This window comes from Burkholderia latens, assembly GCF_902499045.1.
GTDB classification, from domain to species: Bacteria; Pseudomonadota; Gammaproteobacteria; order Burkholderiales; family Burkholderiaceae; genus Burkholderia; species Burkholderia latens.
Window position 1 is genome coordinate 150,645 of record NZ_CABVPL010000001.1, and the last position, 18,940, is coordinate 169,584.

Genomic DNA, 18,940 nt, shown 5'->3' on the forward strand with positions numbered 1-18,940 from the left:
CTTAGGCATGCGGTCCAATGATTCGGAAGGATACTCGCGAACGGCACGATGCGCGAATTGAATCCTTCTTCGCGAGGTTGTCGCAACAACCGTTCGGGTTGTACGCTAGGCGGCCGGCCGTACGAAGCCGGATACGAAGACGCTGCGCAAATTGGTACTTCTCTCTTTCGGAACGATTCAACTACCTGGAAAGCGGGGCGACTTCGTCCAATTTACCAACTGGCCTATTCAACACGCTATGTCCGAAAACAATATCCGCAAAGCCCGGGAACTTGCCGCAGTTCCGTGGCATCGGTCCCCGATCATTCGCAGCGCAGCTCTATTGGTCGGGATGTTTGTCCTGCTGAAGCTCCTCGGATTTAAGTTCGTGAGCAGATTTCTCGTCGGCGCGATTTTAGCAACGATGCTGTTCACGATCTTGCGTGAATGGATACCCATGTTGCGGCCGTTTCGAACGTGGCTGATTCGGCGCACCGTCAGAGTCATGCGAAATCTACGTCCGATCGCGAAGCTTCCTCCCGATGTCACCGTGGCTTATGGTTTGGTCGCGATGATGTTGTTGCTTTCCGGAATGCTATGGATTTTGCTGGATGCAATGTGGATCGGCCGATTCTCCATACCCGTGTTTCTCCTTCTCGCATACGCAGCTGCGCGCCACGTTTACCATGTGTTGCGACTGATCGCGAGGTGGACGTGGAGCAAGATGCTAGGAAAGGGCGCATATCTGGCGGTTGCGTCCGCCGCACTTTGGCTTGCGCATTCGGACGCGGAGCGACTGGTTTTGGCGCTGACGCATGAAACTGCCGAACATTTCTCGAGTTTCATAGGTCTGGCTTCTTCCGCATTTTTCGTACTGTACCTCGTTCAGGGAGCGGGGATCGCACTCGTTGTGTTCCTTGTATTTCAGTTTGTTTTTCTGATCGGCAGCATGCTCATACAGGCTACTGCGAATCACGCCCGAATAACCAGTAAAGGGGGCGTTGAAAGGATGATCGTGATCTGGAAGAGACTGAGGTTCGGTCTGAAAAGATGGGAGGTAGATCGGACCGAGCGACTCCGCCAGGTAATTGGCATGCTCGCGCCGATGGGTTTGGTGTTCTGGGCCGTGCCGTTGGCGATGGGGCCCGCGGTTCTCATACGAAGCATTGAAACTCAGACGCTGTTTTCGCACGTGCTAGTCACGATGACGTATTCCGCAGCGGGCACATGCCATGGAGAGAATCGCGCGGGGCTATTCACGCGCATTGGCGACGACCGTGTGTCTGAAGCCTTGAAGAACGGCGATAGGTACGTTTTCCGAACTGTATCGTGCAAGTCGAAGTAAGGGAGGCTATCCCCTGGGACGGGCCGGCCCAATGTCGCGCGATGGCCCTGTTCGGTGTTGCAACCGAATCAAACGGAAAGGTAGGTCGGCTGCGCGTCGTATGGGTGGAAACCGGCTCAGGTCGCCGCTGACGAACGTATGAAGTTTGACACGGACGGTCGTCCCGTCTTCCGGCCACTCCTGCCGACACAGCGATTGGCCTCAGTAATCTTCATGATCCGTGCCGTTTCGTACAGCACCAATTCAACATACCTTTCGACGGTATTCGCGGGTGTATCCCACTGGCTTGCGATTCGAATTTGTACCTAAGATGGAAGCACCTGTGCGCGCGATACGGTCGCTGCACGCGCATGGCACGGAAGTACGCAGCACCGGGAACGACGGCAGCAGATGGCTTCATCATGGATGCGAGTGTGTGCGCGGCGGCTGCGGGTATCGCAGCCGCATCGACGCCGGCGTGCGTGGCGGCAATCGCCACCCGGAAGGCGTCCGGCCGGCAGGGCCGAGTCGCCACGCTGCGTCACGCGTTCGTCGCAATCGTTTGCGTTCTGAGCATTGCCCGCGGCGTCCTCGCGGGAGCGCCCGCCGATGCCGGCGGCCCTGCCGACACGATGCAACGCGTCGGCACTGCGCCCACAGCCAATCCCACCGGCCCCGCTTTTTCGTCACACGACGCAGCCGTGCGCCAGGTCGTGCTCGGCATCGTCAGTTTCACGCGCTGGCCGGCGACGCCCGTTCGTCTGCATCTATGCGTGACGGGTAGAGCCGACTACGCGAGCGGCCTGACCGACACGTTGCAGGCCGGCTCGACGGTGCTCGACGTGCAGCGCGTGCGCTTCGACGATCCCGCGCTCGCGATCGCATGCGACGTCGTCTATCTCGGCGCGCTCGGCAACGACGAGCGAAGCCGCGTGCGCGCCGCGCTCGCCGGCCGTGCGGTCCTGACCATCGACGAACACGATCCGTCCTGCACCGCGGGCAGCATGTTCTGTCTGACCGTCGAAGGCGAGCGCGTGACGTTCGACGTCAATCTTGACGCAGTCGAGCGCAGCGGCGTGCGCGTTCATCCCAACGTCCTCAATCTCGCGCGTCGCCCGGTGACGCCATGACACGCTCCGCGCCTCCCGTTTCCTCTTCACGCATGCCGCGCCCGACGCTGCAAAGCGTGTTGCGCCGCGCGCAGTTGCGCCTCGCGTTCGTTGCGGTCGCGATGGCCGCCGTGTCGCTGATCGTCGTCGCCGTGATCGCGTTGCGCGCGTATGCCGGCAACAACCTGAACCTGCTCGCCCGCTCGCTCGGTTATACGGTCGAAGCGGCACTCGTGTTCGGCGACCACGTCGCGGCGAACGAGGCGATCGCGATGATCGCCAACGACGAGGACGTCGCGCGGATCGTCGTCATCGATGGCAACGGACAACTGTTCGCGATGTGGAAGTTGCCGGCGAGCGGCGGTCTCGCCCGGCTCGAGCGCGGTGTCGCCGATCTCGCGTTGCCGGGGCCCGTTACCGCTCCGGTCGTGCATGACGGCATCGTCGTCGGCCAGGTGATCGTGCGCGGCCGCGGACACCAGTTCTTCGGATTCCTGCTGGGCGGCATCGGCGGCATTCTCGGCTGCCTCGTCGTCAGCGTGTTCGGCGCGTATATCAGCTCGAAGCGTCTGCTGCGCAACATCGTCGCGCCGCTGCGCGCGCTCGCCGGCGTCGCGCACGCGGTGCGGCGCGAGCGTGCGTTCGCGCGGCGCGTGGAGCCCGCGGCGATCGCCGAACTGAACCAGCTCGGCGACGACTTCAACGCGCTGCTCGACGAACTCGAAGACTGGCAGAACACGTTGCGCGACGAGAATGCATCGCTCGAACACAAGGCGACGCACGACGCGCTCACGGGTTTGCCCAACCGCGTGCAGTTCGAGTCGCGCCTGTCGGTGGCGCTGTGCGATGCCGTGGTGACGGGGCAGCGGGTCGCCGTGCTGTATCTCGATTGCGACCGCTTCAAGGAGGTCAACGACTGTCTCGGTCACGATGCCGGCGACGCGGTGCTGGTCGGTGTCGCGGCGCGGCTGCGCACGCAGGTGCGCGAGACCGATCTCGTCGCCCGGTTGGGCGGCGACGAGTTCGCGGTGATGCTGGCGGGCGTGCGCGAAGCGGACGCCGTGTGCCGGATCGCCGACGAGATTTTGTCCGGCATGGTGCCGTCGATCGCGCTGTCCGACGGACGCATGGTGGCCACCATGATGAGTGCCGGTATTGCGCTGTATCCCGACCATGCGTCGGATGCGAGCGGCTTGTTGCGCGCGGCGGATGCCGCGATGTACCGCGCCAAACGAGCGCGGCCGGGGTCGTGGCAACTGGCGGAAGGCGTTGCCGGGCGGGTTTGATGGCGATCGTTTCGCGCTGCGGACGAGGCCGCAGCGGCGGGATAAGAAGCGCACGCGACGCGGGCGCGCACGAAGGGGACGATGATGAAAAGCGCGTTGCCAGTGAGCATGGGGAGGATGTGCGTCGCAAGCGTGGTGCTGCTGTGCGTGCTGCTTGGCGGGTGCAAGACGGCGCCGCTGCATCGGGGGCTCACGCCGACGCAGGTCACGGCGCTGAAGTCGGCCGGGTTTCAGGAAACCGAGCAAGGGTTCGAGTTCGGATCGACGGGGCCGATTCTGTTCGATTTCGATCGGTACAACCTGAAGCCGGATGTCAGGCGGATCGTCGAGCGGATCGGCAGGACGCTGAAGTCGGCGGGGATCAACGGGATCCGGGTTTATGGATACTCGGATCAGGACGGCGAGGCGGCTTACGATCTGGAGTTGTCCAGGCGGCGCGCGGAAGTGGTGGCGGGCGAGCTTGTGGACGTGGGGCTGGACGGGACGCGCATTTCGGTGGTCGGGAAAGGGAAGAGCGATCCGGTCGGGGATAACCGGACGCCCGCCGGGCGGATGCAGAATCGGCGGGCGGCGATCGTGGTTTCGCCGAGGTGACGGGCGACGCTGTTCAGCCTCGGCCGTAGATGTTTTCGCAAAGCGCGACACTCGCGCCCAGCTTCCGCGACAGATCGGCGGCCGCCTCCAGTTGCGGCCGATCCAGCTCGCCCGACTCGTGCGCGACGCTGAGGCGAGACGCAGGACCGGAAAGCGTCAGCGCCGCCATGAACTTGTCGCCGGCGCCGAAGATCGGCACCGCGAACGCCGCCGTGTGCACATCGCGCGCCCCCGCGGTGAAGAGGGGCAGCGCAGGCGGCTTGTCGTAGATCGGTTCGCCGAGCCCCCAGAAGCGGATCACGTGGCTGATGGCCGTGTCGTCGAGCGGCAGCATCGTCCCCGCGAGCCGCGTTTCACGCAGGCCTTCGGACGGCTCGGCCCGAAACAGGCAAAGCCGCTGCCCGTTGTCGTGCACATAGTACGATGCGCTTTCCTTCGTCAGCGCGGCCAGCGCATGCAGCGCCGGTTCGACCACCGTGGACAGGTGGAACGACTGCTCGTACAGCTTGCCGAGGTACAGCACGCGATGTCCGAGCGAATAGTTGCCGGATTGCGCGCGCACGACATAGCCCATTCGCTCGAGCGAATTCATCAGCCGATAGACCGTCGTCTTGTGCATGCCGGATGCCTGCGACAGCATCGCGAGCGATTGCGATTCGGCGCCCGGCTTGAAGCAGTCCAGCAGCGAAAGCGCCTTTTCCACGGCGACCACGCCGTCATTTCCCATTCGTTCTCTCCCGTCGGTACACCACAGGAATTGTACAGAGTAAAACGCTGGTTTACCACGTAAAAGGGTAAACGCCAGTGCCATGGTGCCCGTCCTCTGGTTATAGTGATTTCACTGCGTACACCCATGTTGTACATAGTACAACGCACAACCCGAGGTCGAGTCATGAGCAAGCCATTCGTCAGCACTTCTCCGATCAATCGCGACATCGAGCGCGTGCCGCCCGAACTCGTTCGGGCCGCCGCGCGCTATCAGGCCGCGATCCTGGCCGATGTCGCCGGCCGCCGCGGCACGGTGCATGGCCGCGTGCGGCCGTTGTCCCCGAAGATGAAGGTCGCCGGCCCCGCGGTCACGGTCGAAGTCCGTGCGGGCGACAACCTGGCGATCCATGCGGCGCTCGCCGTCGCGCAGCCGGGCGACGTCGTCGTGGTCGACGGCAAGGGCGACATCTCGTGCGCGCTGCTCGGCGAAATCATGGCGGCGCAGGCGAAGGCGAGCGGCATCGCCGGCATCGTCATCGACGGCGCGGTGCGCGATGCGCACGAGCTGGCGAACGGCGACTATCCGATCTTCGCGGCCGGCCTCAATCCATGCGGCCCGACCAAAAGCATCGCGGGGCGCGTGAATGCGCCGGTCTCGCTCGGCGGCACGACGGTCAATCCGGGCGATCTGGTGGTCGGCGACGCCGATGGCGTCGTCGTCATTCCGCGCGCCGACGTCGCGCGAATCGTCGATCTCGCGCAGAAAAAGCTCGACGTCGAAACCGCGCGTATCGCAGCGATCCACAAGGGCGACCTTCGTCCGGGCTGGATCGAAAAGGAGTTGCGCGCAGCCGGCATGCTGGCCGAAGGCGAGGCGCTGTGATGCAGACCGCTTCGCACAAGCCCGTGGTGCTCGTGACCGCCGCCGACCTTGCGCCGCAAGCGCTCGAGATGCTTGCGCAGTTCGACGTCGTGTTCGCCGGCAAGCAACCGACCGAAGACGACATCGTCGCGCTTTGCACCCGGCACAAGCCGGTCGCGATCGTCGTCCGGTACGGCAAGATCAACGCCCGCATCATGGACGCCGCCGAAAACCTGCAGGTGATTTCGAAGCACGGCAGCGGCATCGACGTGATCGATCAGGACGCTGCCGCCGCACGCGGCATCGCGGTGCGCGCGGCGGTCGGTGCGAATGCGGCGGCCGTCGCCGAGCACGCATGGGCGCTGATGCTCGCCTGTGCGAAGTCGGTTCCGCGGCTCGATATCCGCATGCGCGAAGGCCATTGGGACAAATCGACGCACAAGTCCGTCGAACTCGACGGGCGCACGCTCGGCCTCGTCGGCCTCGGCGCGATCGGCCGGCGCGTGGCCGCGATCGGCACGGCGTTCGGCATGAAGGTGCTCGCGTTCGATCCGTTCGCGAAGGACGCGCCCGCGGGCGTGAAGCTGGTGCCGCTCGACACGCTGTACGCGGAGTCGGACGTCGTGTCGCTGCATTGTCCGTTGACGGCCGACAACCGCCGGATGCTCAACCGCGACACGCTCGCGCGCTTCAAGCGCGGCGCGATTCTCGTCAATACCGCACGCGGCGGCTTGATCGACGAAGCGGCGCTGGCCGACGCGCTGGCGAGCGGCCGCTTGCGCGCGGCCGGGCTCGACAGCTTCGACGTGGAACCGATGACGGTGCCGCACCCGTTCCAGCAGATTCCCAACGTGATTCTGTCTCCGCATATCGGCGGCGTGAGCGACGCCGCGTACGTGAACATGGGGAAGGGCGCGGCCGCGAACGTTCTCGCGGTGCTCGACGAACGCGCGCACAGCGCGGCTTGAACCCCTGGACATCGAGGTACGCATGTTTTATCTGACGAGTCCCGACGTGCGCGAAGCCGACATGTTCACGCGCATGCCGGAGAAGTTCCGGAAGCCGGACGTCCGCACGGAATGGGCGCGCGCGAACCGCGGCGGCATGGTCACGGATTCCTTTCTCGAAGGGCCGGTGTGGGATCCGGACGGCTATCTGTTCGTCACCGACATTCCGCACGGGCGCATCTTCCGCATTTCGCCGTCGGGCGACTGGGAACTCGTCGCCGAATACGACGGCGAGCCCAATGGGATGAAGCGCTTCGACGCATCGCACCTGATCGTCACCGACTACCGGAACGGCCTGATGCTGGTCGATATCGCGCGCGGTGAAGTGCGTCCATATCTCGAGCGCCGCAACACCGAGCGCTTCAAGGGCGTGAACGACCTGACGTTCGATTCGGCCGGCAACATCTATTTCACCGACCAGGGGCAGACGGGCCTGCACGATCCGACGGGCCGCGTGTATCGGCTGTCGCCCGACGGCAGGCTCGACATGCTGCTCGGCACCTGCCCGAGCCCGAACGGGCTCGTCCTGTCGCGCGACGAGAAAGTGCTGTTCGTCGCGATGACACGCGGCAATGCCGTGTGGCGGATGCCGCTGCAGGCCGACGGATCCGTCAGCAAGGTCAGCCAGTTCTTCACGTCGTACGGACCGAGCGGCCCGGACGGCCTCACCGTCGATCTCGAAGGCCGTCTGTTCGTCGCGAATCCGGGCCTCGGCCGCGTGTGGGTGCTCAACCACTGCGCGGAGCCCGTCGAGATCCTGACCGGACCGAAAGGGGCGTCGCTTACCAGCGTGTGCTTCGGCGGCCCGGACATGAAGACGCTTTTCATCACCGAATCGACGTCCGGTTCCATCCTCAAAGCGGATATGAGCATTGCCGGCCCGCTGCCGAAACAGGCCGCGAAGAAGGACTGAGACCCGCGAGCCGGGAAGCCGCTCGTCGGCTTTCCGCCCGTATGCCGAAAGATCGCGCCGTCAGCCGCGCGACGAAGGAGACAAGCATGACCATTTCGCACGCGCTGCGTGCCGGCGACGACGCACCGCACGCCGACGCGCGGTCCGCGGAGCGCCTTGCCAGCGACGATTACGCGGCCAGCGAGCGCACGCTCGCCAAGGCGTTCCGGCGCATTCTGCCGTTCATCTTCGTCTGCTACGTGATCAGCTATCTCGACAGAACCAACGTCGGTTTTGCCGCGCTCACGATGAACAAGGATCTCGGTCTCACGGCCGAGCAGTTCGGAGTCGGCGCGGGCCTGTTCTTCATCGGCTATTTCCTGTTCGAGATTCCGAGCAACCTGATCATGCAGAAGGTCGGCGCGCGCCTGTGGATCGCGAGAATCATGATCACGTGGGGCCTGTTCTCGATGGCGACTGCGTTCGTCGTCGGACCGAAGAGCTTTGCGGCGGCGCGCTTTCTGCTCGGGCTCGCCGAGGCTGGATTCACGCCCGGCGTCTATCTGTATTTCACGCACTGGTTTCCCGGCAAGTGGCGCGCGAAGGTGACGGCCGCCTTCCTCGTCGGCATTCCGGTCGCGAACATGATCGGCTCGCCGATTTCCGGTGCGCTGCTCGAGCTCGGCGGCCTGCACGGGCTGCGCAGCTGGCAGTGGCTGCTGCTGATCGAAGGCATCCCTGCGGTGATGCTCGGCATCGCGTGCCTGTTCGTGCTGGCCGACCGTCCCGAGAAAGCGGCGTGGCTCAGCGACGAAGAGAGGACGTCGCTCGCGAAGCGCCTCGCGTTCGAGCAGCGCGACATCGGCGCGAGGCACGGCAGCAATCTGCGCGATGCGATGACGAACTGGCGCGTGTTCGTGCTCGCGTTCATCAACTTCTGCGGGATCGTCGGCTCGCTCGGCGTCGGCTTGTGGATGCCGCAGATCATCAAGCAGTTCGGCGTCGAACACGCGGTGGTCGGCTGGCTGACGGCCATTCCGTATGCGATCGGTGCCGTCGTGATGCTGTGGTGGGCGCGCATCGCCAGTCGCGCGGCCAACCGCATTCCGTATGTCGCAGGTGCACTCGCCGTCGCCGCCGTGGCGTTGTGCGGGAGCGCCTTCATTCATGCGCCGGTTTTCAAGCTGATCGCATTGTGTGTCACGGTGAGCGGGATCCTCGCGTTTCAGGCGACGTACTGGGCGATTCCGTCTGGATTCCTTACCGGCCGGGCCGCCGCGGGCGGACTCGCGCTGATCGTGTCGGTCGGCAATCTCGGCGGCTTCGTCGGGCCGTCGATGATCGGTGCGCTCAAGCAATTCTCCGGCGGTTTCACCGCGCCGCTCATCGCGGTGTCCGGCGTGTTGCTGCTCGGCGCGTTGACCATCGCGTGGCTCGGCGATCCGGGCTCGGGCGCCGGCGAAGCACCCGCAGCCCGCAAGACGTGAATTTTCCTTCGTCAGACCCACCCACGAAAATCAGTTTGGAGACTCCATGTTGTCGAATCAGGCCCGCCAGAATGCCCGCCCGAAATCCCGTTTCGCGCTCGGCGCCGTCACCGTCGCCAGCGCGACGTTGTGGTGCAGCGCCGCGCACGCGCAAAGCAGCGTCACGCTGTACGGCATTGCCGACGTCGGTATCGAGCACATCAACAATACGAATACCGGCGGTGCGCAGACGCGCGAAGCGTCGGGCAATCTGTCCGGTTCGCGCTGGGGGCTGAAGGGCGTCGAGGATCTCGGCGGCGGCATGAAGGCGGTTTTTCAGCTGGAAAACGGCTTCAACATCAATGACGGCACGACCGCGCAGTCGACGAAAGGCCTCGGTTCGAACGCCGCCACGACGTCGCGGATTTTCGGCCGGCAAGCGTGGGTCGGGCTGTCGTACCGCGGGCAGCAGCTGACGTTCGGCCGCCAGAACGCGCTTTTCTACGAACAGGCCGTGGCGTTCGACCCGATGGGCGCGTCGTCGCGATACTCGGTGCTGTCGCTCGATTACGCGGCGGCCGCACGTATCGACAATTCGGTGAAGTACACCGGCGTGTTCGGTCCGCTGACGGCGCAAGCGATGTACAGCACGCGCTACGACACCGGGTACGGCGCCGAGGTGCCGGGCGCGCAACTCACCGGCCGCTTCTTCAGCGGCGCGTTGAATTTCGCGCAAGGGCCGTTCGCCGCGAGCGTGTCGTACGAGCAGCGCAACAGCAACACCGTAGCGACGAACACGGGCACCGAGCGGCGCGCCACGGCGGCCGCGTCGTACGCGATCGGGCCGGTGAAGGGATTCGCCGGCTATCGCTATCTGCATGCGTCGAACACGTTCCTGCCGGCTAACCCGATCCGCATTGCGAACGGTTCCGAAGCCAGCGCGGCGAACCTGTACTGGGCCGGCGCGCAATACGCGGTTTCGCCGGCGTTCGTGGTTACGGCAACGGCCTATTACCAGGACGTGCACTCGACCAGTGCCGATCCGTGGCTCGCGGTGCTCTGTGCGGACTATCTGCTGTCGAAGCGCACCGATATCTACGCGACGGCCGGTTTCGCGCGCAACAAGGGCGGCTCCGCGCTCGGCGTGAACGGCTACGGCACGGTCGCACCCGATCACAACCAGACGGGCGTCGTGATCGGCATGCGCCAGAAGTTCTGAGACGACTGCGATGCAGACCGTTCACGCGCCCCATCTTCCCGTCAGGCCCGAGTGGCTCGCATTGCGCGACGAGCCGGTGCTCGAACCCGAGCTGGCCATCGTCGACGCCCATCATCACCTGTGGGATCGCCAGACCGGGCGCTATCTGGCGGACGAGTTCGGCGCCGACGTGTGCAGCGGGCATCGGATCGTGTCGACCGTCTACGTGCAGTGCCGGTCGATGTTGCGCGCAAGCGGGCCGGATGCGTTCAAGCCGGTCGGCGAAGTGCAATTCGCGAGCGGCGTCGCCGCGATGTTCGAAAGCGGCGCATACGGCCCCGCGCGATGCTGCGACGCCATCGTCGGCGGCGCCGATCTGTCGCTCGGCGCGGCGCTCGATGCGGTGCTCGGCACGATGCTGCAGGTGTCCGGCGGGCGGCTGCGCGGGATCCGCAATCCGCTCGCGTGGCATGCGAGCCCCGACGTGCGATCGAGCCCGGTGACGCCGCCGCGCGACCGGATGTCGGACCCGGCTTTCCGGCAGGGCGTGACGACGCTCGCTCGCTACGGGTTGTCGCTCGACGCGTGGGTCTATCACACGCAGCTCGACGACCTGTACGAACTTGCGCGCTCATGCGAGGACGTCGTCGTCGTCATCGACCATTTCGGCGGCCCGGTCGGCGTGGGGCCGCATGCCGGCCAGCGTGCGGAAGTCCATGCGGAATGGAAACGGCAACTCGCGCGTCTCGCCGCACTGCCGAACACGCGCATGAAGCTCGGCGGTGCGGGCATGACCGTGTTCGGTTTCGACTTCGCCGTGCGCGACCTGCCGCCGTCGTCGCAGGAACTGGCGGCCGCGTGGCAGCCGTATTTCGATACCTGCGTCGAACTCTTCGGCGCCGATCGCTGCATGTTCGAAAGCAACTTCCCCGTGGACAAGGGGATGTTCAGTTATCGCGTGCTGTGGAACGCCTTCAAACGACTCGCGTCCGCGATGTCGGCCGATGAAAAGGCCGCGCTGTTCAGCCGGACGGCAGCATCGACGTATCGCGTCGCGATTCCCGGAGACAACCCATGAAAACGAGTGCAACCGCGGCAACGCAGGAAGCCGATTCCGCCGTCGCGGAAAAAGGATTGACGCGCGTGACCGGTACCGAGTGGCGTTCGCTGTCGCTCGCCGGCCTCGGCTGGACGTTCGAGAGCTACGACTCGTTCCTGCTTTCGCTGCTGCTGCCGACGCTCGCGCTGCAGTTCGGGCTGAGCAAGGCGCAGCTCGGCATGTTCACGAGCGTCACGGCGGCCGGACAGATCATCGGCGGCATTCTGTTCGGCTTCGTGTCGGACCGGATCGGACGCGTGCGTACCGCGCTGCTCTGCGTCGGCATCTATTCGCTGTTCTCCGGCCTGATCGCGTTTGCGCCCGACGCGCACGCGTTTGCCGCGCTGCGCTTTTTCGGCGCGCTCGGCATGGGCGGAACCTGGACCGCCGGCGCCGCGCTCATCGCGGAGACCTGGCACCCGAGCCGGCGCGGCAAAGGCGGCGCGCTGATGCAGATGGGCTTGCCGATCGGCGCGATCCTCGCGATCGTGATCTCGGGCATCGTCGGCGCCGCGCATGGCGGATTGACCGGCGACGGCTGGCGTCTGCTGTTCCTGATCGGCGCGTCGCCGTTCTTCATTCTGTTCTGGGTCGCGCGCAAGACGCCGGAATCGCCGATCTGGCTCGAGCGCAGGCACGCGAAGGCGCAGGCCGGCAAGCTCGACACCGCAAGTCGCGAGAAGCTGAACGTGCGCGGCCTGCTCACCGCGTTCTGCTTCATCTTCTTTCTGCAGTACCTCTACTGGGGCGTATTCACGTGGACGCCGACGTTCCTCATCACGGTGAAGCATCTCGACTTCGTGCATAGCCTGAAGTTCGTGCTGGCGCTGCAGTTCGGCGCGATCACCGGGTTTCTGCTGTTCTCGGCATGGGTCGACCGGCTCGGCCGGCGCCCGATGTTCCTGGCCTATCTGCTGGTCGGCGCGATGGCCGTCGGCGTGTACATCGTGTCGGCGAACCCGCTGCTGCTGATGACCGCGATCTTTCTGACCGGCTTCAGCGTGAACGGCATCTTCGCGGGCGCCGGCCCGTTCCTCGCGGAGATCATCGGCAACACCGCGTCGCGCGGATTCTTCATGGGCCTCGCGTACAACGGCGGCCGGCTCGGCGGCTTCATCGCGCCGTTGGTCATCGGCTCGCTGGCGTCGACGTCGGGCGGCTTCGTGCTCGGGCTCGCGACGACGATCGTCGCGTTCGTCGCCGCGGCCGCGGTCGTGCTGTTCGCGCCCGAAACGCGCGGAAAGGCGCTGTCATGAACGTGGCAACGCAAGCGGGGTGGGTGAACAGGCTGTTTCCCGCGCTGTCGGAGGCGTCGCTGCGGCGCTACCTGAGCGGGCAGGTCGCGTCGGTGCTCGGCAGCTGGACGCAGAACGTCACGCTCAATCTGCTGATCTATCACCTGTCCGGCTCGGGGGCAATCCTCGCGCTGCTCAACTTTCTGCTGTATGGGCCGCAGCTGATCGTCGCGCCGGTGGCGGGCTCTCGCATCGGCTCGGCCAACGCGCGCCGCGTGACGCTATGCGTGCTGATGACGTCGCTGCTGCTCACCGGCAGCCTCTTCACGTTGTCGCTGCTCGGCCTGCTCGGCGTGAAGCTGATCCTCGCGCATGCGCTCGCGATCGGCGTGTCGAGCGCGGTGGAGACGCCCGCGCGGCAAGTGCTGCTGTTGACGAGCCTGCAGGATGCGACGCACACCTCCAACGCGGTCGCGATGAACACGATGGTCTACAACGTCGGGCGCATGGTCGGCCCGACCATCGCCGGGTTCGTCTATCCGACGCTGGGGCCGAGGACGTCGTTTGCGATCTATGCACTCGCGCTGTGCTTCATGGCGACGTGCGTGCGGTCGATCCGGACCGCGTCGGCGGACCGCCCGTCGCGCGCGGAGAGCGGCCTGCGTGACGCGGTCGGCTACGTGCTGTCCGACGCGTTCTCGGCGCGCTATCTGCCGATTCTCGCCTGCATCGGCCTGTTCGCCGGCAGCTACCAGACGCTCGTGCCGCTGCTCGCCGACCAGGGCTTTCACGACGCGGCGCGCTTTACCGGCGTGTTCTTCGCATGCGCCGGCGCCGGCTCGCTGAGCGCGGCGGTGCTGCTGTCGTCGGCGTTCGGGCCGCGCGCGTCGCGCCGGTTCATCGCGTATGCGCCGTGGACAGCCGTCGGCGCGCTGGCCGTGCTGGCCGCGACGACCGATGCGGCGGGATCGATTCCCGCGTTCTACGCGCTCGGCTTCAGCCTGACGTTCGCGGCCACGTCGACGAACGCGACGATTCAGCGCCAGTGTCCGGAGCACGTGCGCGGCGGACTCGTCGGGATGTACGGCATGGCCTACAACGGCACGATGCCGTTCGGTTATCTGCTCGTCGGAAGCGCGTCCGAGGCGCTCGGCGTGCGACATACATTCGCGGCAATGGCCGCCGTGCTCGCGTGCGGCGTGATGGCGGTCATCGCGTGGCAACGGTTCACGAGAACGCGCTCAGGCGCACAATAAACGGAGACAACATGCAAACCGGTTTGATGGAAGCGTCCGCGATCGAGCGCCGGACCATACGAAAGGTCGTTTGGCGGCTCATTCCCTTTTTGATGATCTGTTACCTGCTTGCCTTCATCGACCGCGGCAACGTGGGGATGGCGTCGCTGCAGATGAACCAGGATCTCGGGATGTCGGCGCAGGTCTTCGGCTTCGGCAGCAGCCTGTTCTTCATTTCGTACTTCTTTTTCGAGGTGCCGAGCAATCTGGCGCTGCAGAAATACGGCGCGCGGATCTGGATCGCGCGGATCATGATCACGTGGGGCATCGTGTCGGCTGCGACCGCGCTCGTGCACGACGCGACGACGTTCTACGTGCTGCGCTTCCTGCTCGGTGCGGCCGAGGCCGGCTTCTTCCCCGGCGTGCTGCTGTATTTATCGTACTGGATTCCGCCGCAGTACCGTGCGCGGATCGTCGCGACGTTCGTGGTCGCGATTCCGGCCGCGAGCTTCATCGGCTCGCCGATCTCCGCGCTGCTGTTGCAGATGGACGGCGTGTCGGGCCTGCGTGGATGGCACTGGCTGTTCATCCTCGAGGGCATTCCCACCGTGCTGCTCGGCATCGCGTGCCTGTTCATGCTGACGAACAAGCCGGACGATGCGAAGTGGCTCGCCGACGACGAGCGCGCGTGGCTATCGGGCGCGCTGGCCGGCGGCCACAAGACGCGCAAGAAGGTGCCGTCGCTGCCGCTCGCGCAGCTGTTCCGCAACCGCTACGTGCTGTGCCTCGCGCTCGTCGATACGTGCGCTTCCGCGGCGGGCAGCACGCTGTCCGTGTGGCAGCCGCAATTGCTGAAATCGTTCGGCCTGACCGTGATGGAGACCGGCCTGCTGAATTCGGTGCCGTACGCGCTGGCGTCGGTCCTGATGGTCTACTGGGGCCGGCGCTCGGATCGCGTCGGCGAGCGGCGCTGGCACACGGTCGTGCCGATGCTGCTGATCGGCGTGGGCCTGTTCGCGACGTCGCTGAGCGGCTCGCTGCTGCCGACGATCTGCATGCTCTGCGCGGTGCTGGTCGGCGCGTATTCGTTCAAGGGTCCGTTCTGGGCGCTCGCCACCGACATGCTGTCCAACAGCACCGTGGCGGCCGGGCTCGCGACGGTCAATGCGATCGCGAACCTGCTCGGCGGCGGGCTGATGGTGAACGTGTACGGGTGGGTGAAGGCGGCGACGGGCAGCTACGCGCTCGCGTTGATGCCGCTCGCGATCCTCACGCTCGTGAGCGTCGCGACACTGCTGCTGCTCACGCGCGATCACACGGGCGGCAGGCTCGTCGCCAAGACGGAGACCATCTGATCATGCCGTCCATCGGAAGGCGCGGGTTCCTGAGGATCGCCGGCGCAACGCTGGCTTCGGCTGCATTGCCGAGGCCGGCCGCTGCCGACGAAACGTGGTCGAGCGGTACCGAGCGGCCGGCGTTCCGGCTGCCCGACGGGGCGATCGACTGTCACATGCACGTCTACGACGACCGGTTTCCGGTTGCACCGGGCACGACGCTGCGGCCGCCGAATGCGACCGTCGCGCAATACCGGAGGCTGCAGACGCGTATCGGTGTGAAGCGCAACGTCGTCGTGACGCCGTCGACGTACGGGACGGACAATCGCTGCACGCTCGAGGCGATCGCGCAGTTCGGCGACAACGCGCGCGGCGTCGCGGTCGTCGACAGCGCCGTGCGCGACGCCGAACTGCGTGTGCTCGATCGCGGCGGCATCCGTGCGATCCGGTTCAACCTCAGCTATCCGGGGGCGACGACGCTCGACATGCTCGCGCCCCTCGCCGCGCGTATCGCGAACCTCGGATGGCATATCGAGCTGGTGGTGCAGGGCGCGCGGCTGCCGGAGCTGGAGCCGCATCTCGCGGTGCTGCCTTGTCCGCTCGTCATCGACCATATCGCGCATGTGCCGCAGCCCGGCGGGCTCGCGTCGGCCGCGTTTCGTACCGCGCAGCGCCTCGTTGAAAAAGGCAATACGTGGATCACGTTGTCAGGCCCGTACGTCGACAGCAAGACGGGCGCGCCTGCGTACGACGACGTCGCCCCGGTCGCGAAGGCGCTGATCGGCATGGCGCCGGAGCGCATGCTCTGGGGTACCGACTGGCCGCATCCGACGCAGAAGACGGACAAGCCGGATGACGCTAGCATGCTGGACGTGATCGCCGGCTGGATCGGGCGTCCGGACTGGCAGCAACTGATATTCGTCACCAACCCTGCGAAGTTGTACGGATTTGCGTAGCGCGAGTCGACGTGCCGCGCATTGTCGCGACCAGACGTCACCAAGCGATATTGCAAGACGACCGCGCCGTCCCCGCACCGCCCGTAGCCGTGCAATGGGAACCTGCGCCATCGTCATAGAACGTTCGCGTTTCCGGCTGCGGTGCTGACGGATCGTACGGATTCGGCGCGCTGTGCGGACCGCGCGCGGCGTCGAAAGGCCGTGTCGGCGCGTACGAGTTCCCGCCACCACGCGCATGCGACCCATTGGCCCGCAGATGTTCATTCCAGTTCAGTTCGCGCTGCTCGTGCATTGGCAACGCGCGACCGAAGCTATCGGGCCCGCCCGCGCCGAGATCGACACGACCCGAGGTCCACACGGAAGCGCGAGATGCATGTCGCGCTGAAGGCGGCGGCACGAGCGTATCGCCAGAAACCCGTAACGGTCGCGTATCCGGCGTATCGAACGCACTACGTTCGACCGGCGCCGCATACTGAATGCGCCGCGTCGTTTTTGGCACCGCGCGCCCGTCATCCCGAGCCACGGCCTGGCGTTCCGAACGAAACACATTGGCACTGCCCGAACGATCGACCGGCGTATCGGGGCCCGAAGCGTCGACAGTGGAAACGGAAAGCACACACGCGAGCGCGGCGGCGAAGGACAAGCGGAGAGGGTGGTTCATCGGCGATCCGGAGCGGGTGAAATGCAATGAGAAAAACGGCAGATCACTGGCTGGCGGTTCGGCGACGAATGGGTGCCGAAGCGGCGCTGAAGCGACTGCGAAGCGCGGGGCACGCGCCTCGGAGGAAGGCTGGCTGGACTGCAGAAGCAAGCCCGAATTATTTCATGAAAATAACAACTGCCTTTCGTGACGCGACGATATGTCAGTCTTCAGAAGGATTGGCCGTCTCGTCCGAGGGCCCTGTGTCGGTGCATGCGAAGTCAATCATCGGATGATTGGATTGCGGCGATCCGGCCCTGAGCAGTGCAAAGACGGCACTCCACATAATCGAAAATCCGTGGCGCCCGCCACCAGAAAGGCCGGGACCCAGCCTATCCCCCGAAATCGCAACCCGATTGCACCCGCCGCAAACGTTATCCCGCCCATCCGGTTGCTCCGCGAGCGCCACCGCAAACCCGGCAAGTTTCTCCGTGTTTTCCCTCATGGAAGCAGCATTTTTGACAGACGATTTAAAAACGCTCATATAATTTCGGCTGCCTTGCCAACGGCTGTCGGACCACCCCTCCGATCGAGCAGTTGGCAAGCGGGGCAGGCGAAACGCTTGCGCAATGCAAGACGCATCACGATGTCTTTCCGAACCAGACGTCCCCTTCGGGGACTGCACGAGCCGGGCCCCGCTACGCATCATCCATCCGCAGGTCCGTCTTCATGTGTCTCGGGCGTGTCCCATGTCCTCGCCCAGGGTGCTGTTCGATTGCGCAAGTCATGCCGCCTTTGCCCGTATGACTAAACAACATCGAGGAGCTCCCAGATGACGCTGTCCCGTCTTACGTCCATTTCCGCCGCCGCCGTGCTGTTCGCCGCCGGCGCCGCCGCCGCGCAAGCGGAAACCGTGAAGATCGCCATCGCTGGTCCGATGAGCGGCTCGGTCGCCCAATACGGCGACATGGTGAAGGCCGGCGCGCTGACCGCGATCGAACAGATCAACGCGGCAGGCGGCGCGGGCGGCAACAAGTTCGAAGTCGTGCTGATGGACGACGCGTGCGAACCGAAGCAGGCCGTCGCCGTCGCCAACAAGATCGTCAGCCAGAAGATCAAGTACGTGATCGGCCACGTGTGCTCGGGTTCGACGATCCCGGCATCCGACATCTACGAAAACGAAGGCATCGTGATGGTCACGCCGTCGGCCACCGCGCCGCAGCTGACGGAAGGCAAGAAGCGTCACTTCATCTTCCGCACGATCGGCCGCGACGACCAGCAAGGCCCGGCCGCCGCGCACTACATCATCAACAACGTGAAGCCGAAGAAGGTCGCGGTCCTGCACGACAAGCAGTCGTACGGCCAGGGCATCGCGTCGTCGGTGAAGAAGGATCTCGAAGCCGCGAAGATTCCGGTCGTGCTGTTCGAGGGCATCAACGCCGGCGATTCGGACTACTCGGCGATCGTCACGAAGCTGAAGTCGCAAGGCGTCGATTTCGTGTACTTCGGCGGCTACCACCCGGAAATGGGCCTGCTGATGCGCCAGGCGCGCGAGCAGGGCGTGAAGGCGACGTTCATGGGGCCCGAGGGCGTGGGCAACAAGGACGTGACGGCGATCGCCGGCCCGGCGTCGGAAGGCATGCTCGTCACGCTGCCGGCCGACTTCTCTGCGGAGCCGGCCAACGCGGCGCTCGTGAAGGCGTTCGCGGACAAGAAGCGCGACGCGAACGGCCCGTTCCAGATGCCGGCGTACGCAGCGGTGAAGATCATCGCCGACTCGATCGCGGGCGCGAAGACGACGGACCCGACGAAGGTCGCCGCGTACATGCACAAGACGACGTTCGACACGCCGATCGGCAAGGTCGCGTATGACGCCCAGGGCGACCTGAAGGCGTTCAAGTTCGTCGTCTACACGTGGCACAAGGACGCGACGAAGACCGCCGCCCGTTAATAACGAAGTACCCGCCCGCGCATCCGCCCTGTCCGGGACCCGGACGGGGCGCGTGCGCATCTGGC

17 protein-coding genes are annotated in these 18,940 nt (G+C 65.4%); 15 read left to right on the forward strand and 2 right to left on the reverse strand.

Annotated features, from left to right (window positions below; all coding sequences use genetic code 11):
* The first annotated feature begins 238 nt into the window (after positions 1-238).
* The 4 genes from BSE24067_RS00680 to yfiB all read left to right on the forward strand — a co-directional run bounded on the left by BSE24067_RS00680 (position 239) and on the right by yfiB (position 4,292).
* Entirely contained in the window at positions 239-1,324 is a 1,086-nt protein-coding gene (locus tag BSE24067_RS00680; protein WP_151062766.1) for a hypothetical protein, read from the forward strand.
* A gap of 401 nt (positions 1,325-1,725) precedes the next feature.
* Positions 1,726-2,433: a regulatory sequestration protein YfiR gene (gene yfiR, locus BSE24067_RS00685; RefSeq protein ID WP_151062765.1), complete on the forward strand. Its 708-nt coding sequence runs from the start codon at positions 1,726-1,728 to the stop codon at positions 2,431-2,433.
* A complete protein-coding gene (gene dgcN, locus BSE24067_RS00690; protein ID WP_151062764.1) occupies positions 2,430-3,698 on the forward strand; it encodes a diguanylate cyclase DgcN/YfiN in 1,269 nt (422 codons plus the stop codon). Before yfiR ends, dgcN begins: the two co-directional genes overlap by 4 nt.
* A gap of 84 nt (positions 3,699-3,782) precedes the next feature.
* Positions 3,783-4,292, forward strand: a complete 510-nt coding sequence (gene yfiB, locus BSE24067_RS00695) for an outer membrane lipoprotein YfiB (protein WP_151062830.1) — start codon at positions 3,783-3,785, stop codon at positions 4,290-4,292.
* 13 nt (positions 4,293-4,305) lie between these two features.
* On the opposite strand, the gene BSE24067_RS00700 is transcribed toward yfiB, so the two are convergent.
* A complete protein-coding gene (locus BSE24067_RS00700) occupies positions 4,306-5,019 on the reverse strand; it encodes an IclR family transcriptional regulator (RefSeq protein WP_151062763.1) in 714 nt (237 codons plus the stop codon).
* A gap of 165 nt (positions 5,020-5,184) precedes the next feature.
* Between BSE24067_RS00700 and BSE24067_RS00705 the strand changes: the two genes are divergently transcribed.
* The 10 genes from BSE24067_RS00705 (at position 5,185) to BSE24067_RS00750 (ending at position 16,284) form a co-directional block, all read left to right on the forward strand.
* Positions 5,185-5,883, forward strand: coding sequence for an RraA family protein (locus tag BSE24067_RS00705; RefSeq protein ID WP_151062762.1), 699 nt, complete (start codon positions 5,185-5,187; stop codon positions 5,881-5,883).
* Positions 5,883-6,830 (forward strand): NAD(P)-dependent oxidoreductase, encoded by a 948-nt coding sequence (locus BSE24067_RS00710; RefSeq protein WP_151062761.1) that lies wholly within the window; start codon positions 5,883-5,885, stop codon positions 6,828-6,830. Before BSE24067_RS00705 ends, BSE24067_RS00710 begins: the two co-directional genes overlap by 1 nt.
* Before the next feature lie 22 nt (positions 6,831-6,852).
* Positions 6,853-7,782 carry an SMP-30/gluconolactonase/LRE family protein gene (locus BSE24067_RS00715; protein WP_151062760.1) on the forward strand — a complete coding sequence of 310 codons (930 nt, stop codon included), beginning with the start codon at positions 6,853-6,855 and terminating at the stop codon, positions 7,780-7,782.
* Between the two features lie 86 nt (positions 7,783-7,868).
* Positions 7,869-9,248 carry an MFS transporter gene (locus tag BSE24067_RS00720; RefSeq protein ID WP_151062759.1) on the forward strand — a complete coding sequence of 460 codons (1,380 nt, stop codon included), beginning with the start codon at positions 7,869-7,871 and terminating at the stop codon, positions 9,246-9,248.
* 46 nt (positions 9,249-9,294) lie between these two features.
* On the forward strand, positions 9,295-10,446 hold the full coding sequence (locus BSE24067_RS00725; protein ID WP_151062758.1) for a porin: 1,152 nt from the start codon (positions 9,295-9,297) through the stop codon (positions 10,444-10,446).
* A gap of 10 nt (positions 10,447-10,456) precedes the next feature.
* The gene (locus BSE24067_RS00730) at positions 10,457-11,503 is read left to right on the forward strand and encodes an amidohydrolase family protein (protein ID WP_151062757.1); all 1,047 of its coding nucleotides are present in this window, start codon (positions 10,457-10,459) and stop codon (positions 11,501-11,503) included.
* On the forward strand, positions 11,500-12,780 hold the full coding sequence (locus BSE24067_RS00735) for an MFS transporter (RefSeq protein ID WP_151062756.1): 1,281 nt from the start codon (positions 11,500-11,502) through the stop codon (positions 12,778-12,780). Before BSE24067_RS00730 ends, BSE24067_RS00735 begins: the two co-directional genes overlap by 4 nt.
* Positions 12,777-14,015: an MFS transporter gene (locus BSE24067_RS00740; RefSeq protein ID WP_151062755.1), complete on the forward strand. Its 1,239-nt coding sequence runs from the start codon at positions 12,777-12,779 to the stop codon at positions 14,013-14,015. Before BSE24067_RS00735 ends, BSE24067_RS00740 begins: the two co-directional genes overlap by 4 nt.
* 11 nt (positions 14,016-14,026) lie before the next feature.
* Positions 14,027-15,349 carry an MFS transporter gene (locus BSE24067_RS00745; RefSeq protein WP_151062754.1) on the forward strand — a complete coding sequence of 441 codons (1,323 nt, stop codon included), beginning with the start codon at positions 14,027-14,029 and terminating at the stop codon, positions 15,347-15,349.
* A gap of 2 nt (positions 15,350-15,351) precedes the next feature.
* Entirely contained in the window at positions 15,352-16,284 is a 933-nt protein-coding gene (locus tag BSE24067_RS00750; RefSeq protein WP_151062753.1) for an amidohydrolase family protein, read from the forward strand.
* A 37-nt stretch (positions 16,285-16,321) separates the two neighbouring features.
* On the opposite strand, the gene BSE24067_RS00755 is transcribed toward BSE24067_RS00750, so the two are convergent.
* Positions 16,322-16,945 carry a hypothetical protein gene (locus BSE24067_RS00755; RefSeq protein ID WP_174904667.1) on the reverse strand — a complete coding sequence of 208 codons (624 nt, stop codon included), beginning with the start codon at positions 16,943-16,945 and terminating at the stop codon, positions 16,322-16,324.
* A gap of 811 nt (positions 16,946-17,756) precedes the next feature.
* Between BSE24067_RS00755 and BSE24067_RS00760 the strand changes: the two genes are divergently transcribed.
* Positions 17,757-18,875, forward strand: a complete 1,119-nt coding sequence (locus BSE24067_RS00760) for a branched-chain amino acid ABC transporter substrate-binding protein (RefSeq protein ID WP_151062752.1) — start codon at positions 17,757-17,759, stop codon at positions 18,873-18,875.
* Positions 18,876-18,940 lie beyond the last annotated feature (65 nt).